The organism is Pectobacterium actinidiae (assembly GCF_000803315.1).
Taxonomy (GTDB): domain Bacteria; phylum Pseudomonadota; class Gammaproteobacteria; order Enterobacterales; family Enterobacteriaceae; genus Pectobacterium; species Pectobacterium actinidiae.
On sequence record NZ_JRMH01000001.1, the window covers coordinates 573,379 to 595,831 of the forward strand.

General features: G+C 55.5%; 14 protein-coding genes. All 14 read left to right on the top strand.

The features are described from left to right. Positions 1-98 precede the first annotated feature (98 nt). Complete coding sequence (locus KKH3_RS02435; RefSeq protein ID WP_010295686.1) at positions 99-320, top strand: Flp family type IVb pilin; 222 nt, start codon at positions 99-101, stop codon at positions 318-320. A 7-nt stretch (positions 321-327) separates the two neighbouring features. After that, positions 328-879 (top strand): A24 family peptidase, encoded by a 552-nt coding sequence (locus KKH3_RS02440; protein ID WP_039355451.1) that lies wholly within the window; start codon positions 328-330, stop codon positions 877-879. Between the two features lie 46 nt (positions 880-925). Beyond that, entirely contained in the window at positions 926-1,870 is a 945-nt protein-coding gene (gene cpaB / locus KKH3_RS02445; RefSeq protein ID WP_039355453.1) for a Flp pilus assembly protein CpaB, read from the top strand. A gap of 80 nt (positions 1,871-1,950) precedes the next feature. Then, positions 1,951-3,390, top strand: a complete 1,440-nt coding sequence (locus tag KKH3_RS02450; RefSeq protein ID WP_039355455.1) for a type II and III secretion system protein family protein — start codon at positions 1,951-1,953, stop codon at positions 3,388-3,390. A 20-nt stretch (positions 3,391-3,410) separates the two neighbouring features. Further along, positions 3,411-4,097 (top strand): CpaD family pilus assembly protein, encoded by a 687-nt coding sequence (locus KKH3_RS02455; RefSeq protein ID WP_039355457.1) that lies wholly within the window; start codon positions 3,411-3,413, stop codon positions 4,095-4,097. Positions 4,098-4,111: 14 nt separating this feature from the next. Then, positions 4,112-5,311, top strand: coding sequence for a CpaE/TadZ family protein (locus KKH3_RS02460; RefSeq protein WP_039355459.1), 1,200 nt, complete (start codon positions 4,112-4,114; stop codon positions 5,309-5,311). Between the two features lie 39 nt (positions 5,312-5,350). After that, positions 5,351-6,754, top strand: coding sequence for a TadA family conjugal transfer-associated ATPase (locus tag KKH3_RS02465; protein WP_039355461.1), 1,404 nt, complete (start codon positions 5,351-5,353; stop codon positions 6,752-6,754). Between the two features lie 18 nt (positions 6,755-6,772). Beyond that, the gene (locus KKH3_RS02470; RefSeq protein ID WP_039355463.1) at positions 6,773-7,753 is read left to right on the top strand and encodes a type II secretion system F family protein; all 981 of its coding nucleotides are present in this window, start codon (positions 6,773-6,775) and stop codon (positions 7,751-7,753) included. A gap of 14 nt (positions 7,754-7,767) precedes the next feature. After that, positions 7,768-8,727 carry a type II secretion system F family protein gene (locus KKH3_RS02475; protein WP_039355465.1) on the top strand — a complete coding sequence of 320 codons (960 nt, stop codon included), beginning with the start codon at positions 7,768-7,770 and terminating at the stop codon, positions 8,725-8,727. Between the two features lie 73 nt (positions 8,728-8,800). Further along, positions 8,801-9,652, top strand: a complete 852-nt coding sequence (locus KKH3_RS02480) for a tetratricopeptide repeat protein (protein ID WP_039362036.1) — start codon at positions 8,801-8,803, stop codon at positions 9,650-9,652. Continuing rightward, on the top strand, positions 9,652-10,215 hold the full coding sequence (locus tag KKH3_RS02485; RefSeq protein ID WP_039355467.1) for a hypothetical protein: 564 nt from the start codon (positions 9,652-9,654) through the stop codon (positions 10,213-10,215). Before KKH3_RS02480 ends, KKH3_RS02485 begins: the two co-directional genes overlap by 1 nt. After that, complete coding sequence (locus KKH3_RS02490; protein ID WP_039355469.1) at positions 10,208-10,849, top strand: TadE/TadG family type IV pilus assembly protein; 642 nt, start codon at positions 10,208-10,210, stop codon at positions 10,847-10,849. Before KKH3_RS02485 ends, KKH3_RS02490 begins: the two co-directional genes overlap by 8 nt. A 204-nt stretch (positions 10,850-11,053) precedes the next feature. Further along, positions 11,054-12,673 carry a TadE/TadG family type IV pilus assembly protein gene (locus KKH3_RS02495; RefSeq protein ID WP_039355471.1) on the top strand — a complete coding sequence of 540 codons (1,620 nt, stop codon included), beginning with the start codon at positions 11,054-11,056 and terminating at the stop codon, positions 12,671-12,673. Between the two features lie 58 nt (positions 12,674-12,731). Then, complete coding sequence (locus tag KKH3_RS02500) at positions 12,732-22,403, top strand: beta-propeller fold lactonase family protein (protein ID WP_039355473.1); 9,672 nt, start codon at positions 12,732-12,734, stop codon at positions 22,401-22,403. Positions 22,404-22,453: the final 50 nt, after the last annotated feature.

Sequence of the window (22,453 nt, forward strand, 5' to 3'; positions counted from 1 at the left end):
GATAATAAGTCTCATTATTAATCTTATTATCATCATGGCACCCCCCGAATTTCCGAGTAGGCCATGATTCCTTTGCCTGCGGATTAGAGAGTCTTCCCATGAAAAATATGAAAGCAAAACTGCGTTCTTTCCTGCGTGACGAGAGCGGTGTAACGGCAATCGAATACGGTATTCTTGCGGCGGCAATGGCGGCAGCGATTGGCGCTATTTTCGGCGGCGACGGTATTTTCGTGAAAGCGCTGAATGAGAAGTTCACCCAGATTGCCGATCAAATCACCGGTACGGGCACCAGCGGCGGTACATCCGGCGCAGCGAAATAAGCGCGAGATGGCGGATTACGCGCACTGGCCACAGACGGTACTGCTGATGGGGTGCTTGCTGTGGTGTATGAGTACCGACCTGTTAGTACGCAAAATTACGAATCAGGCGGTATTGGTTTTATTGCTGGGCTGGCTGTTCTTCAGCGCTTCACACGTCCTGCAATCCGGTGCGGTAGATATGTTGGCACTACGAAAAACGCTCTGGGCGCTGCCAGGCGCGGCAGCAGTACTGGTTGTGGGTTTTTTGCTTTTCCTCACCGGCAGATTAGGGGCTGGAGATGTCAAGCTGATTAGTGTGCTCTGCCTGTGGGTTGGGCAAGGACACCAGATCGTTTTCGTCATGGTGACGGCGCTGGCTGGCGGTGTTTTAGCGCTCAGCCTGCCGCTGCTAAATACCGTACCCACAGCGGTTGCGATGGGCGTTCAAACCACCAACCGGATATTCAAGAGTCGGTTGCCTATGCCACCCGCGTTGCCCGCCGATCTTTCTCAAGGCATACCTTACGGTGTCGCTATCGCATTTGGCGCGATGTATGTCCTGATTTTTCCCTTGTTTTAATTCTGTCGCAGCTTTAAGACACACACGCTAGGGTAGGCAAGTTGAAATGAAAGTGAACTCTACATACGTACTGTCAGGCGCACTCGTTCTGGCAGGCATTGTTGCGCTAGTGGTGCGCAGCCATCTCTCATCTGAGCCCCCTGCGCCACCTCCCGTCGTGGCTAAGGCACCGGAAAAAATTGCTGTTCTGGTGGCCGCGAAAGATCTTCATCCCGGTGATTTCATTGATCCTACCTCGCTACGCTGGCAGACCACGGATGAACCCGTTTCACGTACGTTTAACTTCGTTCGCGGGCAGGACAATCAGTCTCTGCTGCTTGGCGCGACCCTGCGTGAAACGGTAACGCAAGGATCGTGGCTTAGCAGTAATGTTGTGGTTAAGCCAAATGAGCCGGGTTTTGTTGCTGCGGTGCTGGGTAAAGGTCTGCGTGCCATTTCGGTTCCTACCAGCGCGCTTGCCAGCAATGCTGGGTTAGTTTCACCGGGGGATCGTGTCGATATTATCCTCAGTATGAGACGAGACGATCAGTCGGAGTTACCTGCAAGCCGTAACCAACCTGTTGTGATGCCACTGCTGGCATCACAAACCATCGTGCGAGATTTACGCGTACTAGCGCTGAATGACAGAACCGGTACACCGATATATCCACGTCTTGATGCGATGGAAGACGGTGCATCGCTTGATGCCACAGCCAAAAGCCGTGAGTCCGCCGTGCGTTCTCGTCCTGCGACCTATCAAACCGTTACGCTAGAAGTCACGCCTCAGCAGGCTGAAGCGCTGGCGGTTGCCAAAGAATTGGGCATTCTGCATTTGGCGCTACGCAGTGCCGATCTGGATGACGTGGTCGATCCAGCCACAGGGCGACCACATGTGACCACGGTTCCGAGCGCAACCGATATCTACGGGGTGCTATCGGCAGGATCCGGTGAACACAAAGTGAAAATCTATCGCGCGGCGCAAAAAGAGGTGGTGACGTTCCCCTCCCGATAGGACGAATACGCAATCTGACAGCCTGCGGGGTGCCGCGAGCTGCTCATGAAACAATGAAGCCCATTACGGAAATTAAGTAAATGACGATGTTTTCGCTGTTTTTGAAATCGGACTTTCGGGGTACGTGCAAACGATTGCTGGCTGCTGGCCTGTTTAATGCGGTATTGCCTGTCACACTGACGACGATGATATTGCCTGCGACCACGCTGGCTGCTGGAGTCACCGAAGTGGCTGAAACCAGCGTGGTGCACCTGACCGTGAATCAGGGGCGGTTATTACGCCTCGACGCGCTGCCGGATAGTGTGCTGGTGGCCGATCCAAATATTGCCAGTTTCGAACTGCCTTCTCCGGGCAACCTGTTTGTCTATGCCAAAAGCGTCGGTACCACCACGCTCTATGCGATGGATGAAAATGGCAATGTCATCAACGCTATTCGGCTGGTGTCTGAGCACGATTTGAAAGCGCTGGGTGAACGTATGAAGCGTGAATTCCCCGGTGCGGATATCCAACTGGAAACCTCGATTCCCAGCGGCGTAATTGTGCGTGGCAGTGTTGATACCCCGCAGGATGCCAAGCGTGTCATCGACAGCATTCAGGCTTATATCAAGTCGTCTGTAGGCGGTGGTCAGGGCGGCGGTGGAGGCGGTGGCGAAAAACTGCCTGGTTCCAGCGAAACGTCCGGCAACGTAGTCAACCAGCTCAAAATCAAAACGCCTTCGCAAATCAACATTCAGGTGCGCGTGGTGGAAGTGTCCCGCAAGTTGACCAGCGAACTGGGGTTCAACTGGGCGGCATCGTTAAGCACCGGTAGTGGCAACATGACGGCGGGGAGCGGCTCGCGTCTTAACCTGTTTAATGCCACGACGGGGAGATTTGCTAACCCAACGGATGCGGGCTTCCTGAACTTCGGCCGCTCCAGACTGAGCGGCTTGTTAACCGCCATGAACCAGCAGGGCATGGCAACGGTATTGGCCGAACCGAATCTGACGGCGATGTCTGGGGAAACCGCCGCATTTGCTGCGGGTGGTGAAGTGCCCATCGTCTTGATTACCAATAACAGTGTCAGCATCGATTACAAATCTTACGGTGTGATTCTGCGCATGACGCCGACGCTGCTGTCTGCCAACCGCATCAGCCTGCACATTGCGCCGGAAGTCAGTGAACTCACGGAAGTAGGTTCCGTACAGTTGGAAGGGGGATCGCGTATTCCGGCCTTAACGGTACGTCGTGCGGATACCACGGTGGAACTGGCCAGCGGACAGAGTTTTGCCTTAGCGGGGATGCTGCGCAGTGCGGGTAGCCAGACGATCAACGGCGTTCCGGGGCTGAGTAGTGTTCCGATGTTTGGTCGCCTGTTTGAAAGTGAAGCCACCAGTCAGGAAGAAACGGAGCTGGTCATTATCGCGACCGCTTATGTGGTTGAACCTGTGAATGCGGGTGAGCTTCAGACGCCGGGGCAAGGGGCGAAAATGCTGGATGCATCCATGCCACGTTCTGCATCTATCGGCTATCTCTACTGAGTCCGCGAGGGGCAATAAATATGAAAACGATCAACAGCAATCACCCTCAGAACCGCCCACTACGCATGCGCGTGGCTGTGCTTACCGGCGTTTTCCTGCTGGTGGGATGCGGATGGAATAAGCCGATCAATGATGTGCGCATGGCTCGCTTTAACCAGCCTTCTCTGGAGCCGATCGCCGTCCAGCCTTCATCGGTGTCGGTGCCACTATTGGTTGCGCCGAACGGACGGGGTTTCCTCCCTGAATCTCTGAAACAGCTCAATATCATGTTGAAGGATCAGGGGCGTTTATCCGCACAGACGATAACGCTTATCCCGCACAGTACGAGCGGCGAACAGATGGCTGGGCGACTGGCGACCGTGCTGAGAAACGCCGGTGCCAATCCACAGAATGTGAAACAGCTGCGCCGTTCTACGGCGAGCGGTCAGAACGGCGATGTGGAAGTGATCTCTGAGGCGCTGGTCGTCAAAACCACCCGCTGTACGATCAACGATCCCAATCAACTGATGGTGAAACCGTTTGACGGGGTGGGCTATCTGGGCTGCGCGACGCAAAACAATCTGGCGATGATGGTCGCTGAGCCACGCGATCTGATTCAGGCGAAAGCGCTGGATGATGCGGATGGCGTGGCGGCGGTCAATAGCATTGAACGCTATCAGAAAGGTGAAGTGAAAGAGCTCATCGATATTAACTTTGAAGAAGATTAAGGGCGTGACATTCCATGAGTGAAATTACCCCTAACGATGGTGAAGAACTGGCGCTGCCGCTGGTGGCGTTTGCCCATGACGTACGCGATGTGGCCGATATCGGCGATCTCTTTACTCGCCTGAAGCAGCCGGATGTTCCGGTGATGTCGGGTGGCATCGCCGCCGCCCGTCAATGGTGCGAACTGAATGTACCGCCACGTATTTTGCTGGTGGATCTGGAAGGGGCGCACTGGCCGCTTCCGGCACTGGAAGAATTGCTGAGCGTTTGCGGCCCGACGAGTCAGGTGATTGCCACGGGCAAAGAGCAGGATGTCGGCTTGTACCGTGCACTGCTTCAGGCTGGCGTGGTGGACTATCTGGTGAAGCCGTTCACGCTGGATCTGCTGGCGACAACGCTGGCCAAGTGTGAAGGCCAACAGGCGGGGCCGGAATATGCCCGTATGGGTAGAACGATTGCCGTCGTCAGTGCCAGCGGTGGAAGTGGCGCAAGTACCGTGGCGATGGGACTGAGTCGCCTGCTGTCTGGTGAACGCCATTTACCTGTGGCACTGGTGGATTTTGATCGTCGTAACGGCGACCAGTTGCTGCTGCAAGGACAAACCGATGATGCAGGGCTGGCGGCGGTGTTGGAAACGCAGGAGCTGGATACCCGGTTACTGCAACGCGCCATGCTGCGCGTGGATACCCGTTTACACCTGCTGGCGCAGAAGCCGGAACTGGGCGAATTGGCTCCGGTTGACGTGGATAACGTATTGAATCTCGGCGGTGCGCTGTGTCGCATGTTCAATCAGGTGATTTGGGATCTGCCCAGCAGCTACCCGACTGGTGCGCTGGACGTGCTGACCTACGCGGATCTGCGCATCATCGTAACGGAATTAACGCTTCAGGATGCGCGCAATGTGCGGCGTGTGCTGAATGAGATTGGCGACGAAAGCGAAGGGCAGCGCCTGTTGCTGGTGCATAACCAGAGCCGTTTTGCCACGGCGGCGCCGTTAAGTCGCGATCAGTTCGAACAATTCACTGGCCGGAAGATTGATGTCGTGCTGCCGAACGCAGGGCACGCGCTGGCACAGAGCCTGACGCTCGGTGCATTGAATCTGGCTGCGGCTCCCGCTTTCCAGCAGGGATTACGTCAACTGGTCGATCTGGCCTGCGGTGTACGTGCCCGACCAGCAGAAAAACGCTGGTTCTCGCGTTGGTTAAAACGAGCCTGATGATGTTCAGCGTTCGCCGTTTTTCAAAGGGTTACGGACATGTTGATTCGCAAAAATAACCTGCAAAAAAGTGAAGCAGGTAAAAGCACACCTCAGCCTGCGCCAGCTGCCAATGTTGCAGAACTGAAAACGCGTCCGGCTGCGGAAAACCGCACACAGCCTGCGGCGAACGCCTCTTCGGGAGCTGCCTCGGCTGCCCGCCAGACGGATAACCGGACCAGTCAGCGCCGCATTATCCGCGCACAGCTCTACGATCAGATTGACGCGGGTAAAGCGGCGATGATGGGGCGTGACAAGCTGCTGGTGCAGATCGAAACGGTGATCCGCCGCATCTGTGATGAGCAGCGTTTGCAGCTTTCCCGGCAGGAAGAGGAAACCATCGCCACCGAAATGCTGGATGAGATGACCGGGATCGGGCCGATTCAGCCACTGCTGTCGGATGATACGGTCAACGATATTCTGGTCAACGGTGCCGGTCAGGTGTTCGTCGAGCGCTTTGGCAAGCTGGAGCTGTCACCGATTACCTTCATTGATGAAGAGCATGTGTTTAATACCGCGCAGCGTATTGCGGCGGCGGTAGGGCGTCGTATCGACGAAGCCAGCCCGATGGTGGATGCGCGTTTGCCGGATGGCAGCCGCGTCAACGTCATCACTTATCCGCTGGCGATCGACGGCACGACGATCTCGATCCGTAAATTTATGCGCCGCAACCTGTCGTTGGAAATGCTGGCAGAGCGCCGCTGCATGTCCTACGCGATGGCGGATGTCCTGAATAAAGCGATGCAGGCGCGCGTTAACGTGATCGTCTCCGGCGGAACAGGGGCGGGTAAAACCACCTTACTGAATGCGCTATCACAGAAGATTGGTACTACCGATCGCATCATCACCATTGAAGATGCCGCGGAATTGCAATTGCAGCAGGAGCATGTGGTAAGGCTGGAAACCCGTCCTGTTAGCGCAGAAGGCACGGGGCGTGTGGATCAGCGCGATCTGATGCGTAACGCCCTGCGTATGCGTCCTGACCGCATCATTCTGGGTGAGGTGCGCGGCGGCGAGAGTTTTGACATGTTGCAGGCGATGAACACGGGTCACGATGGTTCACTGTGTACGGTGCACGCCAATACCTCGCGTGACGCGATACAGCGTCTGGAAAACATGGTGATGATGGCAAACATGCAGCTACCGCTGATGGCGATCCGCCGTCAGATCGCCAGCGCGGTGCACCTGATCGTACAGATCGAACGTATGCGTGATGGTATGCGCCGTGTGGTATCCATCACCGAAGTGTGCGGCATGGAGAACGAGGTGATCCAGCTTCAGGATCTGTTCAGCTTCAACATTCAGGGCTTGGACGGGCAAGGGCTGTTAACGGGGGAATATGTGCAGCATATCCAGCGTCCGCAGTTCTACAGCGACAAATCGCACCTGTTTGATGCGCAGTAATGGACGAAGGAGACGCCGATGAGTGACGCACGCCTGAACCTGATTACGCTGCTGGTGTTTGGCAGCGTGCTGATGCTGCTTCTGGCAGTCAATGCCTGGAGAAAATCACGGCAGCAGCGCATGCAGCGTGAACAACGCTGGCAGCAGATTTTGAATGAAGTCAGTCCATCGGCTGACGCCGTCGCGTCTGATTCCATTCTGCGTGACGAGATTAAAACGCCACTGATGGGGATTCCCGTTGTCGGGCGCTGGCTGGCTATCCTCTGGGCGCAGATGGCGTTCATTGGCTGGAAAAAGAACCTGCTTCAACGTTCTCTTGCGCTGGCGGCGGTCTGCCTGATTCTCGGCATGATTCTGGGACAACGTACCCTGCTGCCGCTCACGATGGGTCTGATATTCACGCTATTGCTGTTTATCAGCATTGGCATGCTGTTGTTCCGTTCGACGCTGCAAAAACATTTGAAAGCGCTGCGCGAGAGCCTGCCGGAAGCCATTGATGCCATTACCCGCAGCTGCCGTGCCGGTGTACCAGTAGCGAATACCTTCTCAATTGTCGCTGAGCACCTAACGGGGCCGCTGGCGAATGAATTCAAGACGATCGATCACTGGTTGCGTCTGGGGATTCCGCTGCGTCAGGTGATTCAGGCCTCGGCCACGCGCGTGCCGATGTCCGAATACCGCTTTTTCGTGGTGATCCTGATTATCAATCAGGAAGCAGGTGGGCGACTGGGGGAAACGCTGGAACGCCTGTCCGCTACGCTGCGTGAACGTCGGGAGCTGCAACTGAAGGTGCAATCCAAAACGTCCGAGGCGCGGGCGTCCGCCAAGATTGTCGCCGCGCTGTTTCCGGGCTGTCTGGCCTATTTGTATATGAAATCGCCGGAGGATTTTAGCTTCTTGTTCTCCGATCCGGTAGGAACGACGGTACTGATTTACGCCTTGTGTAGCGTGTCGGTCGGTATGTTAATCACGCACGTTATGGTCAAACGGATAGGGTAAGGGGAGAGCCATTCATGACGGTATTTGACGATCCCTTATTGCTGCTGGCATTGGTGCTGATGGTGGCGGGAATCTATCTGGCTCGTACGCAGCATAAAATCCAGCAGTATAAACAGCTCGAAATTCGCATGCGCGGGCATTTGCCCACGGCCTCTATAGAGGCGGCCTCTCAGGAAAACATCCTTAGAGGCCAGGGAACCACATTATCTCCCCTGTTAGAAAAGCTGTTGCAGCCGCTTGCCACGCAGGGCGAGCGCTTGTCTGGGTCGGATCGCGATCGTCGCAATCTGCGCCGCTTGCTGGATCTGGCGGGGATCCGCCGCAGCGAAGCGGTGGGCTGGCTGGTCATGGGGAAATTTGCGGCCGGTGCGCTGCTCGCTATCGCGCTGGTATGGGGATGGCTACCGCCCGCTGACCGTGCAGGGCTGACGGGCGTTGCGGCGGGGTTGATTGGTTTTTTTGTTGGCACCATGGTGCCGGAGTGGTGGCTGAAATGGCGTGCGGCAAGTCGGGGTGAAAAGCTGGCGCGTGCGGTGCCGGATGCGTTGGATCTGATGGTGGTCTGTGCTGAAGCTGGTCTGCCTATCGGGCGTGTGTTGCAGGTGGTATCAAAAGAGCTGGGGCTGTCTTCACCGGAAATGGCGGATGAACTGCACTACACCGCCGCCGAACTGCAAATCCTATCGGATCGTACGCTGGCAATGAAACATCTGGCAGAGCGTACCCGGGTCAGCGAGATCGAAAGCATGGTGGCGACGCTAATTCAGGCGGAACGCTACGGCACGCCGCTGTCTCAGGCGCTGCGTACGATAGCAGATGAAAGCCGTAAGACACTGATTCTGGGATTGGAAGAGAAGGCGGGCAAATTGCCAGCGCAACTGAGCGTGCCGTTGATGGCGCTGATCCTGCCACCGATTATCGCCATTATGGCCTCGCCTGCGCTGGTGCGCGTCGTTCGCCTGCTGGCGCAGTAGTTTTACATTCAACGTATTGATTTAAAACGTTTGTTTAAGATAACAAAGGTTACAACCGATGGAGTTAGCGAAGATGGTCGATCTGGTAGCAAAACTTAAGCGCGGCGCGCCGATGCTGGCACTGCTGATTGTCAGTACCGTGCTGGTGGGATGCGGCAGCTCGATGGCGATTAAAGGCAGTAAGGATGAGGGCTTGCGTCTGGCGCGTTTGCTGCGCGATCAGGGGCGTGTTGAAGCGGCGACGGAAGTGTATGCGCGTCTTGATAGCCGTGAAGTGCTGAAAGGCGCGGAGATGCTGGAGTATGCCAGCGTTGCTGCGCTGGTACGTTCGCCACAGCAAACGCTGGAGTTGTATGGGCGTGTGCGTCAGGCGTTGGGCGGTGATACCAGCAAAATGACGCAGGAAGAAGCACTGGCGGTGTGTCTGGGCATGGGGCGTGCACAGTTGGCGTTAGGCCGTAATGCCATGGCGCAAACCGACTTTGCCTGTGCGCTGAAAGCACAGCCGAACGATGCTGGCGCACTCAATGGCATGGGCGTGGTAATGGATGCGTCGGGCAAACACGCAGAGGCACGTCAACTGTTCGAAAAAACGTTGCAGGTGAATCCCGCAGATATTGCTGCGCTCAACAACCTGGCACTCTCATGGCTGGCAAGTGGCAACGCAGACAAAGCGATTTCTCTGCTGCGCTCGGTGGACGACAGTAATCCAACTGGCAGGTTGAATTTGGCGCTGGCCTACCTCTCTGCTGGCAGAGACGATGAGGCGCGTTCGGTGCTGGCGAATATTGCACAACCGCAGCGTATCTATGGCCTGATCGATGAACTGAATCAGCGTTTACAGCAGATGCAGCAGGATCAGTCCCGTGGTGAAACACTGCTGCTGTCCAGCCGTCAGCGCCTGCAATTGAGCGCACCTGAGTAATGGCGTGGCTTCGTAATCTCGGCTCGTGGCGTGATAGAGGCATCGGGCAAAGCATCGTGCCGCGCCATGAACGCCACTGGCGCAGCACGCGTGGCGTGATTGCCACAGAAGTCGCGTTTCTGGTGCCGGTGGTGCTGGTCGGGGTGATGATGCTGTTTGAACTGGCACGTATCGGGCTAGTGATTGCTGCGGGTAGCGCGGCGCTAGATAAAGCTGTGCAGGCTTTTCGCCTCGATAACCTCGCCTCGGAGAGTGCGGAACAGATGAGTACTCATCTGAAAGAGCGCATGGTTGAAGCAGGATATGGCTACCTCAAGGAAGATGATTTAACGGTCAGCGTGTTGCATTTTGACAATCTGAGCCAGCTTGGTGGGCTGACGAGCGAAAATAGCGGTCAGGGCGATTCTGAGAGCGGAGAAATAAGCACGACGCTTCCCGTGTGGTCCGTGACCGTGCAGATCAAAAAAGCCTTTATTACGCCGCTGCCAGAAGTGTTAACGCTGGGGGATACCTTCCGCTATCAGTACAAACATGTCTTTGGGACGGAACTGCGCAATGACTGATCGTTTATTGAAAATCGGTCGTTTATTGAAAACCAGTCGTTTCCTGGGCGGGTTGCGTCGCTTCTGGTTTTCTCGCCGAGCCTCTACTGCGGTAGAAACGGCGTTAGCGTTTCCTATCGTGTTAGCGATTGGGTCGCTGTGTGCGGATATCTACACCGTCGGCCTTGAGCGTACACGCATGGAACAGCGAACGGGTGCCATCGCGTCAATATTAGCGATGCAGCAGGAACTGGATGAAAAAGGTTTGCAGGGGCTGCTCGATGCGGTGCTGCCAATGGAAGGTGCAGGGAATTATCAGTTGTTAATTAGCAATGTGCGCCAGACTGGTGAACTGTATTGGCAGTTGAGCAGAGGGACGGCAGAAGCGCTGTGTACGGAAAGCGAAACGTTGCCGGGTGAAGAATATCTTCCTGAACTGCCAGAGAGAGACCGCGAGAAGGGCAACAAAAATACCTCCATGATCGTGGTTGAGATCTGCCGTCAGGGTAAGGATGTGGGTCTGCTGGGCGGTCTGTCGCTGGGAGGGCTGCTACATGCATCGTCAGTCAACCGGGTCGCTATCGACGTGGTGACGCTGGATGAGGTACTCAGAAAAGAAGCCGGTCTCGAAGAGGAAGAAGAACAAAAGCAGTAGCGTAGTCATGACCGGTTTTACAGTAAAGACAGGGTATATAACCGAAACATAAGCGGCAAATAGACCGCAAGCGGCAGCGAAATCCTCGTTGCCGAAATAAATAAACCATTAAGACAAATAGGCATATGAGCAATGTCGTTTTTATTTTCCCGTTTATGGGCGGGTTAAGTACGCACTGAATCCAGGTATACAGGATAGGAAAGGATGAAAAAGACCTTACAGAACAGAAGAATAAAAAAAGACGCTACCGGAATCACTCTGTTCTGGCGTGAACGCCTTTCTGCCTTTATGCATCAGGAAAAAGGTGCGGGCACAGGGTTTTATGTGCTGGGTGCAATGGCGTTGCTGGTGACGGCGGCTTTTATCGTGGATACCTCTACGGCCACTGGCGATGCAACGCAGATTAAACGGGCGACGGACGCGGCCGCGTTGGCTGTCGGGCATCAGGCGACCATCAATAGTGAAGAATACACTCAGGAAGAGATCAATGCGCTGGCATATGAATATGTCAAAAACAATCTCGGCATGAATAAGATCCTGAGCGACAAGCTGGTGCCGGGGGACGTGTCGGTCACGGAAGGGCAAAGCAGCGCCACACGAAAAACCTATACCGTTAATGTCGCTTTTGAAACGAAGCCCAGCCTGTTGAGCCTCGGGGCAAGGAGGCAGGAAGTGTACTCAACGTCAGAGGTCGTCAATCGTCCGACGGAAGTGGCTTTTGTCATGCCGGTGACGGGGGATATGAGCGAGGGAGACATCCGTTCGCTGAAAAGCGTTAGCCGCGCGTTTGTCGAACGGATGCTGGGCAGCGCGGACGGTAAGCGCGATAACCTGTGGCTGTCGCTCGTGCCGTATAGCCAGTCTGTGAGTGTGTACGATGCGGAAGATGCCAACCGCATTCGCCGCTGGGCGGCACCGGGGGCCTTGAATCCGCCGGAACTGCGTTCACTGTTTGCCAGCGGTGTGGTGAGCAGCCTGGCCGATCGCCGTTTCCCGGATCGCCGAGCCAATTTGCTGTGTATGTACCGTGGCCTAGGCCGGGAAGAAAACTTCTTCTGGGACGAGCCGCCCGTTGGTCAATTCAAAATTTATTATCGCCATGATTTGCCACAAAACGGCAGCCCAGGCGCGCCGCCGATCTCCTGGCGTGGCCCGAACCCTGATTTTGACGATACCGATGCGGTAGATACCCGCTGGATTGTTGCAGACAAAGGGTGCCCGAATGCCGCGCTGATGCCGCTGACGAATGATGAAAACCGACTTAACCAGCGTATCGATCAGTTTTCTGCCCGTTTTAACGTGAACTACGCCATTGGTATGTCATGGGCTGGCGCGGCGCTATCACCCAATATGCGCGGTTCAGATGGCTGGGGCGATGCGACCTTGCCGCTGGATTTCAATCTGGACGGTAACGGTGACGGGCAAAAGGTGATCGTGATGATGGCTAACACCATCGGTAACTGGTTCGATACCGATAGCTATAACTTCAATCGCAACGAATTCCGTGGTGAAACTGGCAACGATACTGCCCGTACCTTTGCCGCGCAGCGCTTCCGCGATCTGTGTTCCAGCTTTCGCGCGCGCAACATCAAATTTTATTTTGTCGGCATTCGTCCCGGCGACCCAGAGGATTTTGGCCGCAACCTATTCGACGCCGAAGCGACGCCGGGCCTGCTGATCTGCACCGAGGGTGAGAAACGTATGAGCTTTATCGATGGTGCGGGCTTCGGCGCTGAGGGTGTTGAAGATCAATTGATCCGACGTCTGGATCGTATCGCCGGCCAGATCGAAACCGAGGGCGGCTATGTTCGGCTGGTTGAATGACCGCGAAATGTAGCCAGGAATGACGCGATTTGCCCCTTTCATTACAGGACACAACACGATGACTTTTTCCCGCTCAAAATCTGGTTCAGGCTTCACGCGCACACCACGTCAGGCGTGGGTATTGGAACCACGCATGATGTTTGACGCCGCTGCCGTGGTAACGGCGGTTGATGTGGCGGCGCATGTTGCGGCAACGGATACCGCGCCCGGCGTGGATGCGACGCCCGTCAAAGCGACCGTCACCATCACCGACAGCAGCGACAGCTTCGAACCGGTTGATCTGTTCAGCGACGTGAGCGTGTCCGCGGATAACGGTGGGCAAGAGCTGAAAGATTTGGTGATTACCGTCAACCGTACGGGTGCGAATCAGGCAGTCGTCATCGATGGCACTGAAATTACGTTAGAATCCTTTGTTGGTGCGAGAACAACAGCCGGTGAAGGTCAATACGGTTATACCGTTGTGGTCAGCGGCACAACGACAACCATCACCGTGAGTATCGATTCCTCTGAGGCGTTTGCACCTAATGACGTCGCTAAGCTGATTGACGGCATTGCCTACAAGCCGCTGGATAAAAGCGTGGCAGGCGGCGATGTGACGGTAACACTGAAAAGCCTGAGTGATGAGGGCGACAATACTGCCGAGCTGAATATCCACTCTACCGTCACCATCGACAGCAGGATCAACGTGGCACCGGTGGTGTCCGCATCGGATGCGCCTGAACTGTCTGAACTCATTGTTGTACCGGGTATGTCATCACCGCAGGACGTGCGCTATTCCAGTAATGGCGAGTATGCCTATGCCATCGGCAGTGATGGCACGCTAGGAGTCTTTACCGTCGGTGAGCACGGCAAGCTGACGTTGAGCCAAACGCTGGGCGATGTCGGTGTGCTTCAGAATGTCAAAGAGGTGGTGCTGAGTGCCGATAATCGTTCGCTATACGCCATCACTGGCAGTAGCGATATTGTCGCGCTTAGTCTTGACGAAAACGGACACGTGGTGCGGATCGGCGGCAGCGATGAACAGCCGGTGTATACCCAGACGGTCGCGTCGCAAAACGGCAATATTACCGGGCTTACTGTCTCCAGTGATGGTACCCAAGTTTATATCACCACGCAGTGGAATGGCATGGTCGTCTTTACGCGTGATGTGGCGACGGGCGGCTTGACGCTCCTTCAGCGCGTTGAAAGCAGCGGGATCGATCGTAGCGGTATTGTCGCGAGCAGTGGTAACTATGTTGTGACTGTCGGGATGGGGGCAAAGCATACGCTATCGGTTTTTCAACGGGGCGAGAACGGAACATTAACGTCTGTCGCCACCTTGGAAACGTCTGGAGCAGGCTATGGCGCGGTGGATTATCAGTTGGCGATCTCGAAGGATCAACAGTTCATCTATGTTGCCGATCCTGATAGCGGTGAAATCAGCGTTTATCAACTGCGTGACGGTACTGAAGGAAAAACGCTGGCTCACACGGACACCAAAACGCTGGAAGGTGTCAACGCGCTCTATTTTAACGCCGACGGTAGTCAGCTTTATGCGTTGAGCAACGAAGGTACGTTGCAGATCTATCACGTAGATGCTGCGACGGGCGCGTTGAGTGACAGCGGCCAGATTCAGAATATGGGTGATACGCGCGGTATGGTGTTGTCACCCGATGGGCAATCCGTTCTGATCGCGGGCGAGGCTATTCAGCGCTTTAGCGTATTACGCACTTATCTTTATGGCAGTGATTTACCGTTTGCCGATCATATCGCACTTTCCGATAGCAACCTGGACGCGTTAAACGGTGGCGCGGGTAATTATAACGGCGTAACGGTGACCATCGGGCGTGAAACCCCTTCCGCAGACGATCAATTCGCTCTGAGCGCGGGTAATGACCTGACGCTGCAAGACGGTAAGATTTTGCAATCCGGTGTAGAAATTGGAACGTTCACACAGAATCAAGGTGTGCTCAGCGTCGCGTTTACGGCCGAGGTGACGAAAGAAACCGCGAATAACGTCCTGAAGCAAATCACTTATCGTAATGTCGCTAGCCAGAGTGCGACCGAAACGGTCGTATTAACCGTGACGGCGAACGATGGCGAGTTGACGAGTACCGTGGCTACCGTCGCGCTACTGCTGACCGCCAACAGTGCACCGACGCTGGTCAGTCAGGGAGGAAGCAACCTGACGCTGGATACGCGTGGCGCAGCCGTTTCATTGTTTAAAGACACGGCGGTGAATACCGGGGAAGCCGGACAGACGCTGACTACGCTGTCGATCGGGATCGACGGGTTAAACAACCCGCATCAGGAATACCTGACCGTGGATGGTACGGTTATCGACCTCAGCAAAGACAGCACAGGCACGACGGTTAGCGGTTACCAATATAGCTACACCTATAATCCGAACGGTGAATCGTCACTGGTGCTGAGCAGCGCTCAGGGCATCAGCAGCATGGCGATGATGAAACTGGTTGATGACCTGAGTTACTCGACCGGTAGTGAGAGCACCAGTGGTAGCGGCCTGCGTACCATCACGTTAACGGAATTGCAGGATAACGGCGGTACTGCTAATGGCGGAAGCGACACGGCGACGCTGACGGTTTCCAGCAGTATCAATCTGGCGTTCAATGAACGGCCGACGATCGACGCCACCTATTCTCCCGACGCTACGCTGTTTTACAACGAAGGGACGCTGAGCGGGTACAACGATCGCGTGTCGGCGATCAGCGTTTCTCAGGATGGTAAAACCCTGTTGGTTACCGGTAGTGAAGGTAACAATAACAGCGGCAAAACTTATCTACGCGTTTACGCGCGTGATGCCGAATCTGGCGCCTTGACGTTGTTGCAAAGCTTTACGCAGGGCGAGCAGGACGATCCGTCCACCTCTGAGATTGAAGTTAACGGCCTGAACACGATTACTACACTGGTGCAGTCGAAAGATGGCACCAGTGTGTATGTCGCGGGAGGAAGCGAAAGCGTTTATTCACTGGTGCAGTTTAACCGTGACACGACAACGGGAGAGCTGAGTTATGTTGGGGTTGTTGCGACACAGGATGTGAATAGTGTTAGCGGGCTGGATGCGACGGTGTCTGACATTGTGCTGTCCGATGACGGTACCTCGCTCTATACCATTAACGGTGTCACGCCAATGGATGGCTCAACCGGTAAACACGCCGTGACTTTCTTCTCGCGTGATACCACCTCTGGTGCGCTGACGTTTGTCGGCTCGCTTGTCGGGAGCGACACCATCCCGTTGAGTAGCCCAAGTGGTATCGTGTTGTCCAGTGATGGTACGTCAGCTTATATCTCCAATTTGGGAAATCACAGTATTACCGTGCTGTCGCGCGATGCAGAAACGGGCAGCCTGAGCTACGTCACGACGATCAATAAAAGCACGATAGCGGCTGATGAGAACAGCGCAGACATTCCGCAGGACGATCGTTACCTCAGCGGGTTGCAGGATATCGTTATCTCCCCTGACAACCGTTTTGTTTATGTGTCGTCAAATTCGCAGGGCACTGTCTCGATTTTCAGCCGTGATGCGGATACGGGCGCATTGACCTACGCCGGAACGATGGATTTATACCAGAGTGACAGCCAGGTTCCTGTTGAACTGCGCGTGACATCACTACGCGAAATGGCTATCTCTCAGGACGGCACCGCGCTGTACGTGGCGGCTTTCGGCGGTAAATCGCTGCTGGTCTTCGCGCGTGATGCCGATTCTGGTGCTTTGACGTATCGCAATAACGTTGAGGTTTCGGTAAACACCGTCAACCATATCGCCGTCAGCGCGGATGGTAAGAATATTTATGCTGGGGTGAGCACGTTCTTTGCTGGGCTAAGTGTGTCCACCGCAGCGGCTAATGCACCTTATAGCCAGACCGATGGTGTACCGTTTGCAACGAGCGTCACGCTGTCAGATCTGGAACTGGACGCGGCGGATGACTATAAGGGCGCAACGATAGCGATTAGCCGTCATGGTGACGCATCAGCAAACGATCGCTTCGCTTTTCAAAGTGGAAATGGCCTAACACTCTCCGGTGGCGACATTCAGTATCAGGGCGCGACAATCGGCACATTCAGCGTGAGCGACGGTGTGGCGAAGATTGCCTTTACCGACAGTGTCACTAAAACGGTCGCCAATCAGGTTCTGCATCAGGTGACGTACCGTAATGAAGGCGATACGGCTGGTGCATCGATCCCGTTGAATATCACCTTTAGCGACGGTGGCAAGGAAACCAGTCTGCTATTGACGCTGGTGCCGAATAAGCCACCTGTGGTGGATAATAACGAGTACGTCCCGCCGTCGGGTACTGTAGGGCAACAGTATATCGCAGAACTGCCCGAGAATCTGTTCCGCGATCCTGAAAATGGGGCGCTAACGCTACAGGTCAACGGCCTTCCTGCGGGGCTAACCTTTGATGCCGATACGCGCACGATTTCTGGTACGCCGGCGCTCGATGGGGCGGGAAACTTCACGATTACCGTCGTCGCGACGGATGCATCGGGCGAACAGGCGGAGCAGACGCTGACGCTGGCGATTGCTTCCGACGCATCGCAAATGCCGACGATTGGCGGCGAATCCAGTTCTCTTGAGAACGACTATGCCCTCGATGGCTATGATCCCAATAGCTATACCGATGTATTGACAGGCGTAAAAGACAGCCAATTGTCCGCAGATGGTAAAACGCTTTATGTTGTGAGTTCACCCGATAGTGGGTCGGCGGTACTGAGCGTATTTGTGCGCAATGAGGAAGGGAAATTCGCTCTGTCACAGACCTTCTTCAACTACCGTTCTGTTTATAACAATGAGACAGATCAAACCGATAACGTGGTGGATAACGCCGGATTGGCGGGCGCATCAGACGTCATTCTCTCTGACGATGGACAGTACCTGTACGTGGTCGGTAGTGAAGGTAATGCCGTCACGATCTTCAGCGTAGGCAGCGACGGTGAACTGGCGCAAGCAGCCACGTTGGATCAAGCCGCACTGGGCGGTCATTCGCTCGATGTTCGCTCCCATCTTGTTTCGCAGGGCGATTATCTCTACGTGACTGCGGCTCAAACGGACAGTGATAACGACAGTCGCAGCGTACTGGTGTTTAAACGCGGAGCGGACGGCAGCCTGACGTCGGTGTCTCAGACCGATAATCTGATCGGCGCAAGCCGTCTTGTGCTTGATCCGAGCGGGCGTTATCTGTTCGTGTCAGGTTCCGGCGCTACTGTTGGCGTCACAGGGTTCAGTATTGATGCTGAGGGCAAGCTTACGCAGGTTTCTCAGATTCGTGCTGAAGGCGAAGATCTGTATTACATCAATTCACTTGCCCTCTCACCGGATGGCAAAACCCTGTATGCGATTCATGCCGATGTCGGGAATGTCACGCTGAACACTATCACCGTGGGGGCGGATGTCGCGCTCACGCTGACGGATACCACGCCGATCGTCGATGATGGTGGTGATTCCGGCGAGGCGTTGGCGACCGATCTGGTCGTTTCTTCCGATGGCACGGCACTGTTTGTTATCGGTAAGAACATTTCTATCTTCTCCCGCGCGGAAGATGGCGGACTGACGCTAAAAGAGACCATTAGCGGTGGGTGGGATAGCCCGATCGGCATCTCTTTCTCCGACCTGCAAAAGGTGGAACTGAGTACTGATGGTGAGCAGCTCTATCTGATTGGCGGCGATAGAATTCATGTATTGAATGTCGGGATCGCCGGTGCAAGTTATACCGAAGGTAACGAGGCCACGGTGCTGCTGCCGTCTGGTCGTCTGTCCGATCCGCAGCTCGATGCGCTAAATGATGGCGTGGGCAATTATAACGGTGCCAGCATTACCGTAGGTCGCGATAACGGTGGCCTACCGGAAGACACCTTTGGCTTTAAGGCTGATAACGGCTTGACGCTGGACGGTAACACTCTCCTTAAAGACGGTATTGCGATCGCCACCTTTACGCAGGTGGAAGGTACGCTGACGGTGACCTTCACGGCCGCGGTGACCAAAGCTGATGCGCAGAATGTGTTGCGCCAGATTACGTACCACAATACCAGTCAGGATCCAGAACAAGCAGGGTCGTCGCCGACATTCACCTTCAGTATTAATGATGGTGACAATAACGTCGCTAAGACGGATATCACCGTCACTCTCATTGGTGTGAATGATCCTGCCATCCTGACGACAACGGTACTGAACCCACAGATTCCGGGCAACGGTGAGTTTGTTAAGCTGTTTAAAGATACGCATGTTGATACTGTCGAAAGCGGACAAACCCTCTGGCAGGTGGTACTGACGTTTGATGCCGCCGGCCCTAACGAAGCCATTAGCGTCGACGGCAGCACGATCGTGTTGGAACCGTCCACGGGATCGCCGCAAACCGCCAGCGGCTTGCAATACTCGGTTACGGTGAAGGATGGTAAAGCGACGGTTCTTCTGTATGTCGGGAAAGACGGTAGCGACACTGCCGCGATAATTGACAGCATTGGTTATAACTATTTGGGCAGTGATTCCAGTGGGGAACGCCATGTCACCTTGATGATCAAGGAAAATAGTTATAATGACTCGGCACCGGAAACCACGTTGGATCAGACCGTTACACTGACGTTGGTGCCTGCGGCAGAAGCCAACACCGCGCCGGTGATCACGGTGCCGGGTACGACGCCGACCTATACCGAGCGTGCCGATCCTATTGTGCTGGCTCCGGACGCGACGGTGTCCGATGCGCAGATGGACAAACTTAACGATGGCCAGGGTAATTACGACGGCGCGACGCTGAAAATTACACTGGGCGATGGCAAAACGGCGCTCGATAAGTTGGGCTTCAGTACAGGCAATGGCCTGACGCTGTCGGGCGATACGCTTCAGAAAGACGGCGTTAGCATTGGTCAGGTCAGTAATAGCGATGGCGTGCTGACAATTCGCTTTAATGCTAATGCAGGCACAATTCCGACGACGGAAGATGTGCAGAATACGCTGCGCCAGATTACCTACGTCAGTGACAGCCATACGCCAGCCGCACAGGTCGCGGTGACAGTGACGCTGGCCGATCGCTATCTGGAGTCTCAGGCTAGCACGTTGTCGGTGGCGATTACCGCGATTAACGATATGCCTGTCGTGGCGAACGATCCCGTGCTTTCCGCCGATGAACTGCGGCTGGTGAACACCTACACCGAGATTACCGGGCTGAGCACGATAACCGCGGCTGCCCGTACAACTGATGGGTTGGCGGTGTATGTCAGCGATGACAAAGGGGCGATTGCGTTATTCCAGCGTGATGCGAACAGTGGCGAATTGACCTATGTGCGCACCTTTGCTGCGACAGAGGGCGTCGAAGGGATAAGTCAGCTACAGGTTTCTGCAGATGGTAACAGCGTGTATGCGCTGCGCACCGACGGCAACGCGATTGTTTGGTTTAGCCGGGATGCGGAAGGCAATCTGGAACATAAAGAAACCATCGTTGATGTCTACGAGATACACGGTAGCAACCTTTACGACATCGAAGGCATTACCCTGTCGGATGATGGTAAGACGCTGTATGTCATCAACAACTATAACCTTCTCTGGTTTACCCGTGATACGACGACAGGCAAGCTCGATTATGTTGGGCGGGTTGAAGGGGGAATGTGGAGTGAACCTTACCTATGGCAACCCAGCGACATCGTCAGCCATGGCAACTTGGTATTTGTTACGACGAATGCCAGCGATGGCTCATCGCTGATTGTTTATAGCCGCAGCGATAGTGGTGAACCCACACTGTTGGGGTATGTGCGCCAGTTTACCGATGCACAAGGCAATGCGCTGGCGTTATCCGGTCTGGAGCAGGTAACGGTCAGCGCTGATGGGCATAGCGTCTTTGTCGCCAGCGCAGAGCAGATTGATGCGTTCTCGCTAGATACCACAACGGGAACCTTTACCCACCTTGCCCGTATTGCATCAGAAGGCACGGTGAGTGATATCGCGCTCTCTGCGGATGCGCGCGTGCTTTATGTAACGAAAGACGATGGTTCGCTCACGCGCTACGTGTTGAACGATAAGGCACTGGTCTCCCTCGATACGCAGAGCAATAATGGCACCCGTTTCACTCATCTGCTGCCGGTGGATGGCGGGATGATTACGCTCGGCAATAGTGTGGCGGTGCTGGGAGAGGTTTCTCGTCAGCCCGTTTACCGCGTTGATGGCGCTGCCGTCATCGTCGCACCGGCTATCGTTCTTAGTGATGCTGAACTGGATGCACTGAACGGCGGGACGGGGAATTATCAGGGAGCCTCCATCACGCTACAACGCGGCGAAATGGCAGAAGCCAGCGATCGCTTTGATTTTACCGCGGGCAATGGTTTCACATTGGCAAATGGCGTGATTAGCAAAGAGGGACAGGCGGTTGCGACCTTCGCGCAGGTGGAGGGCAAACTTACCGTTACCTTCACCGCCGCCATCTCTCGTGCGGATGCGACGGCGCTGGCGCGCCAGATTAGCTGGGCGACAAGCGCATCCCTGACGGGGAATTCGACATCGCTGATGCTGGTGCTTAACGACGGTGAAATCGATTCTGCGGCGCAAACGCTCGGCGTTGCGTTGTCGAGAGAGGTAAACCTTCCGCCTGTCGGTCACGCTGAGTTGTTCACTCCGCCAGCGGCACAGGTTGGATCTAACTGGTCTTATACCTTGCCCACGGGCTTGTTTAGCGATGCAGAGAATGACGCCCTTACGCTGTCGATCGACGGTTTGCCGAATGGGCTGACGTTTGATGCTGCAACGCGTACCCTCAGCGGCGATCCCGCCGTTTCAGGCACCTTTGATCTGACGATTACTGCTACGGACAGCGCGGGCAACACGACGGCGCTGAATGTCGCGCTGACGGTCACCGCGGCGTCAACACCAGTGGATCCTGGCACCCCGACAGAACCCGTCAATCCTGATGATCTCGCAACCGCGGCACCGGTGATTCTGGTGCAGCAGGGCATGAGCTTGCCTGCTGATTCGAGTGAAAGAGAACGCGAACAGCCGCTTGGCGTGATTGTCGCCGATCTGTCTCGCCCAGACGCACTATCCCTACCGACCAACATCGTCACCGAACCAGCACGCCAGCGTGATGCCGATATGGCACGCCAGTCGGATGCCCCGTGGGTGCTCGATCCCGTGATGTCACAGCTGATGCCTACGTTGGAGCAGGTCAATTTCTCTTCTCGCGCCAACACCGCCCTGCGCGAAGGGGCAGCAACGTCTACGGCGGATTCCAATCTGTTCCTGAGCGTGCGCGGTCAGACAACGGCGCTGGAATCGGCTTTCAGCAGCGTGCAGGGCGCGTTACAGCCAGATGCCTCCGGCGCACTCGCCTTTAGCCTGCCGCAGCGCATGTTCAGCGTGCGTGAAGGCAATGCCACGCTGACGCTGCAACTGGCAAATGGGCGTCCGCTGCCTGCGTGGGTGCAGTTCGATGCCCGCAGCGGTGTCGTGCGGATTACCGATGCCAGCGCGGTGCAGGTTAATCAGATCCAACTGGCGCTGAAAGCGCTGGCCGCAGACGGCACCAGCCGGATCGTACCGATTACGCTGCAAACCGGGCAGGGCGATAGCGCAGAGCTGGCGACTGACCGTGGCGCGATGCAACGGCCTTCATTCCCGATGGACATTCGGGAGGCGGAACGATTAGCGCCAGCGGGGAAAGCCGCCTTTACCGAACAACTGCGCCAGCATCAGCCTGAACAGGATGCGCTACTGGCGGCGCTCAGTGAGCTGAGCAGCCTGCGTACGTAACGCGGCGCAGAATCGAATACCGAGACGCGATTTTATTACTTAACCACTAA